This window comes from Pseudomonas sp. MDV22-iso1 (assembly GCF_058145095.1).
In genome coordinates this window covers 175378-189045 of the sequence record NZ_JBYVMF010000010.1, presented here as the reverse complement: position 1 = coordinate 189045, position 13668 = coordinate 175378, and the positions used below count along the sequence as shown (strand labels likewise).

Genomic DNA, 13668 nt, shown 5'->3' with positions numbered 1-13668 from the left:
ATGCCGGGTTGCCCACTGCGCAGAACCTGCGCTCGGCCTGCCGAGGGGGCAAGAAGATCAAAAGCAGATCAAAAGCCAAAGCGAGGCGGCCTGACAGCCGACCTGACTTTCGAAGCGTACGCGTTCTCCTGTGGGAGCTGGCTTGCCAGCGATGACGGTCTGACAGCCGACCATTTTCTTTTCAGATGTACCCAAATCAAATGGTGGGAGCTGGCCTGCCAGCGATGGCGGCCTGACAGTCGCTCATTTCTGGCAGATGCACCCCAATTAATCCAGGAGCCAAAATCACCCCTCTCAACGATTCAACTCGATTCAGCAGTATCGTCATCAAGCGTTTCGCCAACCGGTTCTTCTTGTCCCGGCAACTCAGTGATGACGCTGAAGTCGCTGACCTCGATTGCCCCGGTGCCATATCCCAGAAGGTGGAAGGAGAACGCCTTGCGCGACTCGGGGTTGTCGAAGCTGAAGTCCATTTCCAGGGGTTGATCCGCCGTGACCAGCATTTCTGCTGGCATTCCAACCTGCACGTCCTGTTCGAACTCTTTGGTCTTGAGCAGGATGTACGCGTTCTCTTGTAAATCGACCGAACGCACGGTCAGGCGCACTCGTGTGTGCGAGCCTTTGGGCATTTCCAGGTATTGGGCGCCGATCAGGTTGTCTGCCCAATCGTCCTTGATCTGCGCCTGCAGAGGAATGACATCCGGGCTTCCAAACTGGTAACGCTGGTTCAAGGGGGTCTGCATCAGTGTGCGATCCAGTGCCGTGGCTCTTGCGGTGATCTGCCTGGCACGCTGGCCGCCGTATTGGCCGAGGAATTTGGCGCGCTCGGCGATGAATCCTTCGCTGGCGTAATACCGGCAGCGCTGTTGAAAGTCACACTCGGTGAACGTGCCCTGGCCGTCGTGATAACGCAGGTTGCCGTTGGTGTACGACATGATCTCGCGGCCCGTGTCGTAGTTGCGAAACAGCGAACGGCCGCTCAGGGCTGAAGGGACGGGGAGGGCGAAGTAGTCGAGTATCGACGTGCTCAAGTCCACATGCCCGTATACGCCGGTTTTGACCTGCGGCAACTGTGCCTGCTCGGGTGCCAGGGTCAGGTTGAAACCCCAGGATGAGGCAAGGCGGACGCCGTCGATGCCGTGGGACTCGTCGGAGGTGATCACCACCAGGGTGTCTTTGAGGACGCCCTGGCGTTCCAGGCCGTTGAGGAATTGATCGAGGGCATCATCCAGGTAGCCGACCGCCGCTTGCTTGGGCGTGTCGTAGCGTTCCAGATAGTCTTCAGGCGCGGAATAAGGCTGGTGGGTGCCGACGGTCAACAGCGTCAGCATCCACGGCTTTTTCTGCTTCTTGAGCTGGCCGACGTAATCCAGCGCACCTTCGAAGAAGGCCTTGTCATCCTTGCCCCACGGGAAATCCAGGTACGAGGCATTGGTGAACCATTCAAGACCCAGCGTCGTGTTGAAGCCGATGTGCGGCATGATCTTGTCTTTGGCCATGAAGCGCAGGCCGGCGCCTTGCAGATAATGGGTGGCGAAACCGTTTTTGCGCAGCTGCGCCGGCAGGCACGCCTGGTTGCGCTCGCTTTGGGTCAGCATCTCGACGCCCTTGGGGGTGCCGTTGTCGAGTTTGTCGTAATCACCGCACAGCATGGCGTACAGGCCGCGGATGGTCTGGTGGCTGTGCAGCACGTAATCCGGGGTGTTCATGCCACGCTCGGCCCAGCGGCTGAGGTGCGGCATCAGGTTTTCCTGATAGCTGCTATGCAAGGCCTGGCGATTGACCCCGACATAGGCGCCGGGAATGCCTTCGAGGGCAATAATCAACACGTTGCGCGCGCGTCCCGGCCCCGCCAATAGACTGTCCCCGGACAAGTCCAACTGGGTCAGCCCCGCCATTTGCGGCGGCACATCGACCACATCGCCCTCGAGCCATTCTTCGACGTTGATTTGAACGCTGCCCACACCCGCCGTCAGCAGCTGATGCGGCAGGTTGAACACGCGCCATTGGTCGGCGTCGGTGGGTTGCAAATGCTGTGCGCCCCAGTGAGCGATCAACAGCAGCAGCGGGGCGGTCCAGGCATGGCGGGGCAGGGACGGAGAGGGGGTGGAGGGGGCAAACCAGTGTGTGAGCAGCCACACGAACAGCCCGATCAATAACGTAGCGGCCAGCCACGGTTGGGCAAAACCACCGCCCGTGGAGTTTTCCAGAAACTGCGGGTCGATCAGGTAGTGCACGTCCGAAACGTTCGGCAGCCTGCCGACGGCGCTGACCAGCTCTGCGCTGGCCACTGTGAGGAAACCCCAGGGAAGCAATACCGCCAGCGCCAGCCACCAGGGGCGACGGTACAGCAGCACGACGAGAAGCGCGCCGATGCCTGCGTCGGAGAGGTAGCCGTGTGGGTTTGACCAGCCCAGCGCTGCACGCAGGCACAACGGCACGATGAGAGCCAGGCCGATGAGGGCGATGAGGCGTGCGTAGGGTTTTTGCAACCCGAGACGGATGATGTTCACAAAATTTTTCTTCCAGCCACTAAATCGTCACACAAGTGTGCTGGATGGTATCAAGTGCCGGGCACGCTGGCCCGGATATATCAGGTCACACTTAAGTGTCCGGCACTTGATCAGGCGTTACTTTCGTACGTTCTGGTACAGCATCAACCGAGACGTTTCATGCATGCCACGGGTCAGTTGCACCAGGCGCTTGAACTCTTCAGGGTTCTGCCCGGCGACGTCGTCCAGCGGTGTCATCGAGGCCAGGTCATGCAGGGTCGGCGAGCTGCCGTCGTGTTCCATCTGCACCATGAAGTGTTGGGTAACGCCGGCAATCAGCGGGAACGTACCTTCGCGCAGCACCAGTGGCACCACGCGTTCGCCTTCGGGGGCGGGTTGCTGGATATCCCGACCCATGCCGCTGTTACGGAATTCCATCCCCGCCATACCCGCGACGGTGGGCAGCAGGTCCACCAGCCCCACGGCTTCCTTGACCGCACGAGTGCCGATCAGGCCCGGTGCGTGGATGATCATCGGTACCGCATTGCTTTCCAGGCCCAATTGCTCGTAAGCCGGTGCCAGGAAAGGGATCTGGGCGATTCGGGTGTTGTGGTCGCCAAACAGCACGAAAATGGTGTTTTCGTAATAGCCGCCGGCTTTGGCGATTTCCATCAGGCGCCCGATGTTGAAGTCCAGCAGGCGCACCGCGTTGTATTGCTCGACACTGCGCGAACCCGCGGCCTGCACTTCGGCAAGGGTCGGATGCTTCACCTCAAAACCATCGTTGGTCTTGGGATTGGTGAAGGGACGATGGTTGCCCGCGGTCTGCACATACGCAAAGAATGGTTTGTCCTTGGGCAGCGCCTGCAGGATTTGATCGGTTTCCTTGAACAGGTCCAGGTCTGAAATCCCCCAGACATCCACCACCGGCGATTTCCAGTCGCGCTCTTCGAACAGGCGCACCCCATCGATGCTTTGCTTGATCAGCGCGTTCATATTGGCCCAGCCGGAGTTGCCGCCAATGGTGTAGATCTTCTCGTAATCGGTGAAGGCGTTGATCAGGGTGTTCTGCTGAGTAATCAGCGGATTGCGCGTCGCGGTTTCCTGGCGGGTGACGTCAGGCACGCCCGAGATGCTCGCCCAGACGGTTTTTGCGGTGCCGGTCACGGGCACGTAGAAGTGCTCGAAGAACCAGCTCTGGGTGGCCAGGCGATCGATGTTCGGGGTCGGGTTGATCGGGTTGCCATAGGCTCCGACGGCGCTTGTGCCGAGGGACTCGAGCATGACAAACATGACGTTGGGTGGTCGCGAGCCGGGAACCTTGTAAGGTTGCGGCGCCTGGTGACGGACAAAATTCAGGGCTTGCGGGTCCGGCTGATCGACGCCCAGGTAGTTGGACATCACCGCGTAGTGTTCGCGCACCTGCGCTTCGTCGTAGCGCGACTGACCGACCTTGACCGTGTCATAGAGGAAGATCACCGGGTTCAGGCCCAGGGCAGCGACCTGGTTGTTGCCCGAGAAGAACGCATCGCTCCAGCGCAAGGGCACCGGGTTTTCCAGGTTCATGTTTTCCACACGGCCCAGAATGCCCAGCAGCACCAGCACTACCATCACGGCGCCACCCAATGTCGCGGAAAGCTTACGTATAGGCTTGCGCGGACGATCCAGGGTGACCCGTTCCAGGCGCACCAGGGCCAGGGTGACGAGCACCACGGTGGTCAGCCAGCCCAGGGAAATCCAGATCACCGGGTAGGTCTGCCAGACCATGTCGCGGGATATCTGCGCATCGTCGATGAAGCGCAGTACCGTGGCATTGATCCTCACGCCCAGGTACGCGTAATGGCCAAAGTCGATGATGTAGATCAGCAGCAGGAGGCTCAGGGCGACCACCAGATACACCCGCGCAATCACGCGCAGCAGGCGGCTGGTGGTCAGGTTCCAGCGTGGGATCCAGGCCAGCAACGCCAGTGGCAGCATCACCAGAATCGCCAGTCGCAGGTCGAAACGAAAGCCGATACCCAGGGTTTCCAGGACGGCTTTTTCGCCACTCAGGGCGCTGGCATCAAAACCGGAAAAACCGAAAAAGAACATCACCCGAAGCAGTGCAAACAACACAAACGCAATCGCGGTCGCGCCCAGCCAATAGTGCAAGCGTCTCGATTGCAACCATCCCATCCTTGTTTCCCCTGTCAAAAAAATTGTTGAATCTGAAACGGATTCGCTGATGTCAGCGAGCTGGACCGCGCTGCCGGATCAGCCAGCGACACGCCGCGCGCACGGTCAGGACCAGCAGGGCGCCACAGCAATACAAGCCCAATAGCGGATCGACCAGATAGTCCCAGTAATTGTGCGAAGGTTTGATCCCGAACATGAAAGCCAGGGTCGCACCGGCCAGCATCGCAACCGCCAGGCCGTGGCGCAGGTAAAACAGGCCCAGGGTCAGCAAGGCGATGAACGTCAGCAAAATGCGCGGGCTGTAGCCAAACCGGTAAGGGTCCAGATAGCTGAGCCCCAGGGTCGCCGGGTACAGCAACAACGCCATGGCGGCGAAAATGATCAATACGCTGATTTGACCGTGCTGCGCCGGGGGCAGGATGTCGAGGCGACGCAAGCAGCCCCAGGCCATGAACACCAGGGTCGTGATTGCCAGATCGTCAATGTGGCTGCGCAGGTAGGCGGCCAGTGTCAGCCCGTCCAGCGGTATGAAACTGATGGCCAGCAAGGCGGCCAACAGGACGGCTCGCCAGAGTCTGCTCAGCCCGAAACCCGGCAACAGCAGGAAGACGATCATTGCGAAGCTGAGATGGGCCTGCCAAAGGTTGATCATTTGAGACGCTCGGACAGCCATGCATCGTTGAAGGTGACATGCTTGATGAAGGTGTTGTTCCAGGAATAAACCAGGTGATACATGCCGTCGGGACTGCGGATGAAGTAGGGGTATTCATATTCGAATTCACACCCTCGACTGGTGCACACACGGGTATCGAGGTTGCTTAGGAACTGTGCTTCAAGGGGCTGGCGAAGTGCGCCGCTGGAGTCGCGGAACTCGTGGCCGATAATTTCCTTATAGGCTTGAGGGGAAAACGGATTGCCCAGCGGGTCAGGTGATTTATCCAGGTCCCGCACCGAGCGCCAATCGTTCATTTTCGCATCGGTGCCGTAGAGGCTCAGCTTGAAACGTCCTTCCTGAAGGTCATTGAGCGCCACCAGCAAACCATGTTCGGGGGTTGCAACGGCGGCCAGCGAGGAGTTCGGATTCGACGGGTCGAGCGGGTAGGGCTCACTCCAGGTTTGCCCGGCATCTTCGGTGCGGGTCGCCAATACACGATGGTGCGTTTCGCCGGCATAACGCAACAAGGCAATGCCGCGCTGCCCGTCCAGCGGCACCACCGTCGGCTGCAGCGAGTTGTTGCCGCGACTGATGCGGTATTTATCGATCACGTTGCCGTCGGGACTCAGGTACAGGTACTCGGCGAACTTGCCCAGAAACTCGTGATAAACCGGCAGGCCGATGGATCCGTCGGCATGGAAGACCGGTGCCGAGCGAACCAGGGTGCTGATGTTCAGGAAGGGCGAGGTGATCAGCTGACGCGGTGCGGACCAGTTTTCACCGAAGTCGTCCGATACCATCACGTTCACTGCGCTGCCGGCCCATCCACCCATCGATACCGACACATAGAACAGCCACAGGCGGTTGTCCGGTGCGAGTGCGACGACCGGGTTACCCAGTTTGCGGATGTATTTCCGGGTGCCCTGCTGGGTCGAATCCCGGGTCGCCAATACCCGTTCCGCGCCCCATTCGCCGGTTGTTGCGTTGAAAACGGCGGAGCGTACCTGCACGTCAGCAGCGCCTTCGCGGGTGCCGGCGAACCAGACGGACATCAGGCTGCCATCCGGCAAGGCGGTGACGGCGGAGGAATGCACGAAGTCCAGCAGCCCGGAGGAGGCGAAACGGCTGGTGTAGATGGGCTTGGCGACTTTGTTGGCCACGGCCATCGTCGGGCTCATCAAGGCGAAAGAAGAATGCACGGGGGCAGGATGGGTCAACCATACGCTTGCGAACAGGCAAACCAGGGCAATGTAAGTGACAAAAACGGCAAGGCGGGGGCGTCTGATGCGCATAGGTACGGCTCGGCATCTCAGGGTTCGATCGAGCGCGGTAACCTATCACTACTAGTCTCGATTCCGGTGTTTGGCTAGCAAGCCTTTTGTAAGTAATTGTTTGCAAAGTTCGGGAATGTTTGATTAAAACCGTTGATTTAGGGCTGAAATAGCTGATTTAGAGCGGTCGATTCGATGTCTTTCGGAGTTGTCTGTCAGACTAATCTGAAAATCGTTTTAGACGGGTGGTGATATTTCCCTTTTTTTGAGCAGCGTATCCATTGCTGCGGTAACGGCCTCTGGCGGTTTCGCTCCCTCAAGCCCTAATCTGTGGCACCTACCTTTGGATGGAGCCAAATCATGCTGTTAACCCACCGCCCGGTCAGCGCTGACGATGTCCTGACGATTTGCAGCTTTCCTCAAACGCCGCAAGAGTTGTTCTTCATGTTCCCCAAGGCGCAGTACCCGCTGACGGAGGAACAGTTGCACGCGTCCATCGCTCAACGCAGCGATTCGACCGTGGTTGAGGCGGATGGCTGTGTCGTAGGTTTTGCGAATTTCTATGCGTTTGAACATGACGGTCGTTGTGCCATTGGCAACGTGATCGTGTCACCGAAGGCCCGGGGCAAGGGGGTTGCCAGGTATCTGGTGGAGACGATGATCGCGATTGCGTTCGAACGGCATCGGGCTCGTGACGTAGAGCTTTCGTGCTTCAACGAAAATACGGCCGGTCTGTTGCTTTACCCAACGCTGGGGTTCGAACCGTTTGGGATAGAGGAGCGTTTGTCGCCGGACGGGCGAAGGGTGGCGTTGATCAATCTGCGGTTGGTCACTAAAGCCCAGGCACCGATCGCCGAATGAAGGGCTAAATCTGAAGACAATCAAGTCCCTGTGGCGAGCGAGTTTACTCGCGCTGGGCTGCGTAGCAGCCCCAAAAATCTGATGAACAACTGGAGATTTTTGTGAGTGCTGCGCACTCAAGCGCGAGCAAGCTCGCTCGCCACGGGTTTCTCACTAACTCACTAACTCATTCACTCAAGAACTCACTCAAGATCCCTGGCTTGGCACTGGGAGCACGCGGTCCTGACTAGACTAACCACCAGGAACGAACCGACGAGGTGACAACCATGGCGCGATACAGATGGATTCGTTGATCACGGCGGCGGCACGTGCGCTGACCGCGGGCGATCCGCTCGGTGCGCTGGACCGGATTGCCCTGCGTGAGGATGCTCCGGCGCTCGCGCTGCGGGGCATCGCGATGGCGCAGCTGGGTGATCTGGTTCGGGCCAGGGAGTTAGTGCGCCGTGCCGCGCGGGCGTTCGGGCCGAAGGAAGCGTTGGCCCGTGCGCGCTGTCTGGTTGCCGAAGCCGAAATCGCGCTGGCCTCCCGGGACTTGGGGTGGCCGACCCAGGCACTGGAAGCGGCGCGGGTCGTGCTGGAGGCTCAGGGTGACCGGATCAACGCAGCCCATGCACGGTATCTGCAGATTCGGCGTTTGTTGCTGGTCGGGCAGCTCGATGACGCCCAGGGATTACTCGCAGACCTCGACCCGGCGCCATTGCCTCCCGCGTTGAGGGCTGCCCATGAACTGGTCGTCGCAGGCATTGCGATCCGGCGACTGCAAACCGACAAGGCGCGTGCGGCGCTCACACGGGCTGCCAATGCGGCTCATGAGGCTGGCATTACGGCACTGACAGCCGAAGTGGAAAACGCCGCGCTCGTGCTCGACACCCCTGTTGCGCTGCTGATCGCCCGGGGCGCGGAACGGCCGATCCTGCTGGATGAAGTGGAGGCCTTGCTCGGTTCGACCGTGCTGGTCGTGGATGCCTGCCGATCGATTGTGCGCGGTGTCGGCATGTCGGTGTCCCTGGCCACGCGCCCGGTGTTGTTTTCCCTGGTTCGGGTACTGGCCGAAGCCTGGCCAGGCGATGTGTCCAGAGAAGTGCTCATTGCCCGGGCCTTCCGATTGAAGCTTGCCGATGAATCCCTTCGCGCACGATTGCGCGTTGAAATCGGACGACTGCGTGTCGCACTCAAACCCCTGGCCGGGGTGAGCGCGACCAAACGCGGATTTGTGCTGGTGCCGCTGGTTTCATCTGAGGCAGTCCTGCTCGCGCCGCCCGTTGAGGAGAAGTACGCGTCAGTGTTCGCCTGCCTCGCGGACGGTGAGTCCTGGTCCAGTTCAGCCCTGGCACTGGCGCTTGGCGCCAATCAGCGCACGGTGCAGCGCACGCTCGACAAGCTCTCGGCGGCAGGCAAGGTGCAGTCGTTCGGTCATGGCCGCGCCCGTCGCTGGATGACGCCGCCGGTGCCGGGTTTCGCGACGACCTTGTTACTCCCGGCACCACTTCCCGGTGATTAGGATGAACGTCACCAACCCGTGAAGAGGATCCGAACATGAAACATTCAACCGCTGAAATTCTCCGTGAATATGGACCGTTGCCAGGTGTCGACAAGGTGCACGGCGTGACCTGGGACGGTCAGCATGTCTGGTTTGCCGTCGGTGAAAAACTCACCGCGCTCGACCCTGCGAACGGCCAGACCGTGCGCTCGATTGATGTCGCCGCCCACGCCGGTACGGCCTTCGACGGTGAGCATCTGTACCAGCTCGCCGAAGACCGCATCCAGAAGATTGACCCGCATACCGGTCAGGTGCTCAACACCATCCCGGCGCCGGGGGGTGGCAACGACTCTGGCCTGACCTGGGCTGAAGGTTCGCTGTGGGTCGGTGAGTACCGTGAGCGCAAGATTCACCGGATCGACCCCGAGAGCGGGGCCATCTTGCGCACCCTGGAATCGAACCGTTTCGTCACCGGTGTGACCTGGGTCGAAGGTCAGCTTTGGCATGGGACGTGGGAGGGCGATGAAAGCGAGTTGCGCCATATTGACGCCACGACGGGTGAAGTCCTGGAGAGCGCCAGGCTGCCGGACGGCGTTGGCGTATCGGGGCTTGAATCGGATGGCGGCGAGCGATTTTTCTGTGGCGGCGGAGGCAGTGCGAAGGTGAGGGTTGTTCGTCGGCCACGATAGATATGTCTTGAATGTGAGGGCCCCATCGCGAGCAGGCTCGCTCCTACAGGGGATCTTGTTGTACACGAAATGTGTATTCACTGGAGATCCCTGTAGGAGTGAGCCTGCTCGCGATGAGGCCCTCACAGACGCTGCAAAATCAAAACTTTGCCACCTGCCACACAGCACTCACCGCACTTCCTCATTCAAAAAACCAACCCGATCCTCCTGTCCGATAAACGGCATGACTGTCGTGAAAACGACCTGTTTGCGCTGAACGCGAACCACCGTGACTTTTCTGTTGAACGACTGTTCAGCTTCGACTATGTTGGTTCCCACTTCCCCGGCTGGTAGCGCGGGCTTGCGTTTCTTCATTTTGAACGAGGCACTTGCATGCGGTTTTCACCCTTTGTTGAACGGATTACGGGCGACGGCGTTGCCGCTTGGGATATCCATTACGCAGCGTACGAAGCCCAGCGCCGTGGCGAGGATGTGATCATTCTCAGCGTCGGCGACCCGGATTTCCCCACCCCTGATTTCATCACCGACGCCGCCATTCACGCCCTGCGCGAGGGCGACACTCACTACACCGAAATCGCCGGCCGCCTGGCCTTGCGCGAAGCCATCGCCGCCCGCTACACCACCTTGCTCCACCGCGAAGTACAAGCGCCTGACGTCATCCTGACGGCGGGGGCGCAGAACGCACTGTTCGCCGCCTCGCTGTGCTTGTTGACGAGTGGCGATGAAGTGATCGCCCTCGACCCGATGTACGTCACCTACGAGGCCACGCTCAAGGCTTCCGGCGCGACACTGGTGCGCGTCCCGTGTACGGCGGACTCTGGTTTCCGGCTCGACGCCGCAGTGTTGGCCAAAGCCATCACCCCGCGCACCAAGGCGATTTTCCTCTCCAACCCCAATAACCCCACCGGCGTGGTGCTCAACCGCGAAGAGCTGCAAGCCATTGCCGAACTGGCCATTGTCCATGACCTCTGGGTCGTGGTGGATGAGGTCTATGAAAGCCTGGCGTTCGAGCGCGAGCACTTGAGCCTGGCGGCGTTGCCGGGTATGGCCGAGCGTTGCGTGGTGATCGGCAGCCTGTCGAAATCCCACGCCATGACCGGCTGGCGCATCGGCTGGATCGTCGCCAATGAAACCCTGGTGGGCCACGTCGAAAACCTGGTGCTGAGCATGCTTTATGGCTTGCCGGGGTTTGTCATGGAGGCGGCACTCAAGGCGGTGCAGGCCCATGCCGACGTCACCCACGGCATGCGTGACATCTATCGCCGCCGTCGCGACCTGGTGGTGAACAGCCTGGCGGACTGCCCGGGCATTTCGGTGCTCAAACCCGACGCTGGCATGTTCGTGCTGATAGACGTGCGCAACACCGGCCTGACGTCGCTCGAATTCGCCTGGCGCCTGCTGCGCGAAGCGCATGTTTCGGTGCTGGATGCGGCAGCGTTCGGTGAACCGGCGCAGGGCTTTGTACGGCTCTCGTTCACCCTTGGCGAAGAGCGACTGGCCCAGGCCTGCCAGCGGATTCGCAAGTTTGTCCTGGTGCTGAACGGTGAAGCGCCTCGGCCCGTGATCTCCCGCGTGACCTGCGAAGCGACTATCGAACCAGCCTCGTGCAAGACCATGATCGAAGTCGATCGCCTGCACAAACGCTTCGGCAATATCGAAGTGCTCAAAGGCGTCTCGTTGACGGCGCGCGAAGGTGAAGTGATCTCCCTGATTGGTGCCAGCGGCTCGGGCAAAAGTACCTTGCTGCGTTGCATCAACATGCTCGAAATACCGGACCAGGGACGCATTCTGGTGGACGGTGAAAGCATTCACCTGAACCAGAATCGCCCTGGCGCGCCTTTGGTTTCCGATGCCAAGCAGCTGGTGCGGATTCGCTCGAGCCTGGGCATGGTGTTCCAGAACTTCAACCTCTGGCCCCATCGCACGGTGCTGGAAAACCTCATCGAAGCGCCGACCCAGGTCTTGCGTGAAAGCCGGGCGGAGGCGACCGAGCGCGCCGAAGCCTTGCTCGAACGTGTAGGGCTTGCGGCCAAGCGCAACGAGTACCCGGCGTTTCTCTCCGGGGGGCAGCAACAACGCGTCGCCATTGCCCGGGCCCTGGCCATGCGCCCCAAAGTCATGCTGTTCGATGAGCCCACCTCGGCACTCGACCCGGAACTGGTCGGCGAAGTGCTCCGGGTGATTCGCTCCCTCGCCGAAGAAGGCCGGACCATGATCCTGGTCACTCATGAGATGGCCTTCGCACGTGATGTCTCCTCCAAAGTCGCCTTTTTGCATCAAGGGCTGATCGAGGAAACCGGTTCGCCGGACGAAGTGTTCGTACACCCACGCAGCGAGCGCTGCCGACAATTCGTCAACGCTCATCAAACTCGCTAATACATAACAAGACGGGAAAACATCATGGGAAATCGACGTTTGGCAAACTGGATGACCGGCGTGGCTTGCGTTCTGCTGGCCGGCATCAGCAACGCTCAGGCTCAGCCGATCAGGTTCGCGGTCGCGGCTGAACCCTATCCGCCGTACACCGAGAAGCAGGCCAACGGTGAATGGAAAGGGTTTGAAGTCGACCTGATCCACAAGCTCTGCACCGAAATGAAAGCCGAGTGCGAGATCAAGGAAGTGGCGTGGGACGGGATCATTCCATCGTTGCTGGCGAAGAAGATCGACGTGATTTTCTCCTCGATGTCCGTGACCGCAGAACGCGAAAAACAGATCGCTTTCAGCCGGGCTTACTACGATTCGCTTGTCGCGATTGTCGGCCCCAAGGGCACTAAGGTGAGCAAGTACCCGGATGACCTGAAGGGCAAGATCATCGGCGTGCAGAACTCCACGGTCAGCGCCAGCTACCTGAAGGCCTACTACGAAAAAATCGCCGACGTGAAGTATTACGACACCCAGGATTCGGCCAACGCGGACCTGATCGCCGGTCGCATCGACCTGATGATGGCGGACGGCACAGCCATGACCGAGTTCGTCAAAACGCCGGACGCCAGCAACCTCGAATTCCTCGGCACAGTGCCCTACGACCCGATCTTCGGCAAAGGTGTCGGTGCCGGTCTGCGCAAGGACGACACCGAGCTCAAGGCCCGACTGGACAAGGCGATCACCGCACTGCTGGCGAGCAAGGACTATGACGACCTCTCCCAGAACTACTTCGGCACCAGCGTGAAACCTGCTTTCTGAGTCCCAGGCTGAAACGCATATCCCATGGGAAACGCTGATCCTTGTGGGAGCCGGGCTTGCCCGCGATGAGGCCGTTGAGGCCGCCAAAAAGCATCGCGGGCAAGCCACGCTCCCACAAGGGCGAGATGGTGACTGGAGACCGAAATGCCAGAAATGTTCGCTTTGATCAATTTCACCGAACAAGGATGGGGTGGCGCGCTACTGAAAGGGCTGCTGATGACCCTGCAGATCTCCGCAGGGGCATTTGTCGTCGGGCTGTTCATCGGCCTGGTGGTGGCCTGCCTCAAGTTGGGCGCGCCCAAACCGATTGCGGCACTGATGCGCGGCTACACCACATTATTCCGTGCGATTCCCGAGTTGCTGCTGATTCTGTTGCTGTACTACGTCGGTTCCATGCTCCTCAATTCACTGATGGCCAAGATGGGTTACGACGCCGTCAACGTCAGTGGTCCACTGGCCGCGATCCTGGTGCTGGGGCTGGTTCAGGGGGCTTACGCTTCGGAAATTTTCCGCGCGGCGATCCAGGCCATTCCCTATGGCCAGATCGAAGCGGCGAGGGCGTTTGGCCTCAGCGGTTTCGGGCTGTTCCGCCGTGTCACGTTGCCGATCATGGCGCCTTACGCGATGGCCGGGATGGCGAACCTGTGGATCAACCTGATCAAGGACAGTGCCCTGATCAGCGTGGTCGGCACCAACGAACTGTTGTACACCGCCAAGCAAGGCGCGGGTTCGACCCGTCACTACCTGTTGTTCTACCTCACGGCTGCGGCGATGTATTACGTGGTGACGCTGGCGTCCAATTACCTGTCCGGACGACTTGAACGACGCATCCGTCGCTGGATGCCTTTGGCTGAGTGAATGA

Annotated in this window: 11 protein-coding genes; 6 read left to right on the top strand and 5 right to left on the bottom strand. The window is 60.0% G+C overall.

Going from position 1 to position 13668, the window contains the following annotated elements:
• Nucleotides 1-302: 302 nt before the first annotated feature.
• The 4 genes from AC3ZVB_RS14165 to AC3ZVB_RS14150 form a co-directional block, all read right to left on the bottom strand.
• On the bottom strand, nt 303-2513 hold the full coding sequence (locus AC3ZVB_RS14165) for an LTA synthase family protein (RefSeq protein WP_490146850.1): 2211 nt from the start codon (nt 2511-2513) through the stop codon (nt 303-305).
• 117 nt (nt 2514-2630) lie between these two features.
• Entirely contained in the window at nt 2631-4667 is a 2037-nt protein-coding gene (locus tag AC3ZVB_RS14160) for an LTA synthase family protein (RefSeq protein WP_490146849.1), read from the bottom strand.
• Nucleotides 4668-4719: 52 nt separating this feature from the next.
• On the bottom strand, nt 4720-5319 hold the full coding sequence (locus tag AC3ZVB_RS14155) for a hypothetical protein (protein ID WP_490146848.1): 600 nt from the start codon (nt 5317-5319) through the stop codon (nt 4720-4722).
• Nucleotides 5316-6614 carry a sialidase family protein gene (locus AC3ZVB_RS14150; RefSeq protein WP_490146847.1) on the bottom strand — a complete coding sequence of 433 codons (1299 nt, stop codon included), beginning with the start codon at nt 6612-6614 and terminating at the stop codon, nt 5316-5318. Before AC3ZVB_RS14150 ends, AC3ZVB_RS14155 begins: the two co-directional genes overlap by 4 nt.
• Nucleotides 6615-6953: 339 nt before the next feature.
• On the opposite strand from AC3ZVB_RS14150, the gene AC3ZVB_RS14145 reads away from it, so the two are divergent.
• From AC3ZVB_RS14145 to AC3ZVB_RS14135, 3 genes are all read left to right on the top strand, one after another.
• On the top strand, nt 6954-7454 hold the full coding sequence (locus tag AC3ZVB_RS14145; RefSeq protein WP_490146846.1) for a GNAT family N-acetyltransferase: 501 nt from the start codon (nt 6954-6956) through the stop codon (nt 7452-7454).
• A 280-nt stretch (nt 7455-7734) separates the two neighbouring features.
• Nucleotides 7735-8955: a helix-turn-helix domain-containing protein gene (locus AC3ZVB_RS14140; RefSeq protein ID WP_490146845.1), complete on the top strand. Its 1221-nt coding sequence runs from the start codon at nt 7735-7737 to the stop codon at nt 8953-8955.
• A 35-nt stretch (nt 8956-8990) separates the two neighbouring features.
• Nucleotides 8991-9623, top strand: coding sequence for a Vgb family protein (locus tag AC3ZVB_RS14135; protein WP_490146844.1), 633 nt, complete (start codon nt 8991-8993; stop codon nt 9621-9623).
• Between the two features lie 168 nt (nt 9624-9791).
• Here the strand turns inward: AC3ZVB_RS14135 and AC3ZVB_RS14130 are convergent, their stop codons facing one another.
• Nucleotides 9792-9977: a hypothetical protein gene (locus tag AC3ZVB_RS14130; protein WP_162440714.1), complete on the bottom strand. Its 186-nt coding sequence runs from the start codon at nt 9975-9977 to the stop codon at nt 9792-9794.
• Between the two features lie 18 nt (nt 9978-9995).
• On the opposite strand from AC3ZVB_RS14130, the gene AC3ZVB_RS14125 reads away from it, so the two are divergent.
• The 3 genes from AC3ZVB_RS14125 to AC3ZVB_RS14115 all read left to right on the top strand — a co-directional run bounded on the left by AC3ZVB_RS14125 (nt 9996) and on the right by AC3ZVB_RS14115 (nt 13664).
• Nucleotides 9996-11999 (top strand): aminotransferase class I/II-fold pyridoxal phosphate-dependent enzyme, encoded by a 2004-nt coding sequence (locus AC3ZVB_RS14125; protein ID WP_490146843.1) that lies wholly within the window; start codon nt 9996-9998, stop codon nt 11997-11999.
• Between the two features lie 24 nt (nt 12000-12023).
• Complete coding sequence (locus AC3ZVB_RS14120; protein ID WP_162440712.1) at nt 12024-12806, top strand: transporter substrate-binding domain-containing protein; 783 nt, start codon at nt 12024-12026, stop codon at nt 12804-12806.
• Between the two features lie 144 nt (nt 12807-12950).
• Nucleotides 12951-13664, top strand: coding sequence for an ABC transporter permease (locus AC3ZVB_RS14115; protein ID WP_162440711.1), 714 nt, complete (start codon nt 12951-12953; stop codon nt 13662-13664).
• Nucleotides 13665-13668 lie beyond the last annotated feature (4 nt).

Coding starts and splice junctions, on each gene's coding strand:
- AC3ZVB_RS14160 (WP_490146849.1), bottom strand. CDS start 4,667: ATGGGATGGTTGCAATCGAGACGCTTGCACTATTGGCTGGGCGCGACC.
- AC3ZVB_RS14145 (WP_490146846.1), top strand. CDS start 6,954: ATGCTGTTAACCCACCGCCCGGTCAGCGCTGACGATGTCCTGACGATT.
- AC3ZVB_RS14150 (WP_490146847.1), bottom strand. CDS start 6,614: ATGCGCATCAGACGCCCCCGCCTTGCCGTTTTTGTCACTTACATTGCC.
- AC3ZVB_RS14120 (WP_162440712.1), top strand. CDS start 12,024: ATGGGAAATCGACGTTTGGCAAACTGGATGACCGGCGTGGCTTGCGTT.
- AC3ZVB_RS14125 (WP_490146843.1), top strand. CDS start 9,996: ATGCGGTTTTCACCCTTTGTTGAACGGATTACGGGCGACGGCGTTGCC.
- AC3ZVB_RS14135 (WP_490146844.1), top strand. CDS start 8,991: ATGAAACATTCAACCGCTGAAATTCTCCGTGAATATGGACCGTTGCCA.
- AC3ZVB_RS14130 (WP_162440714.1), bottom strand. CDS start 9,977: ATGAAGAAACGCAAGCCCGCGCTACCAGCCGGGGAAGTGGGAACCAAC.
- AC3ZVB_RS14115 (WP_162440711.1), top strand. CDS start 12,951: ATGCCAGAAATGTTCGCTTTGATCAATTTCACCGAACAAGGATGGGGT.
- AC3ZVB_RS14140 (WP_490146845.1), top strand. CDS start 7,735: ATGGATTCGTTGATCACGGCGGCGGCACGTGCGCTGACCGCGGGCGAT.
- AC3ZVB_RS14155 (WP_490146848.1), bottom strand. CDS start 5,319: ATGATCAACCTTTGGCAGGCCCATCTCAGCTTCGCAATGATCGTCTTC.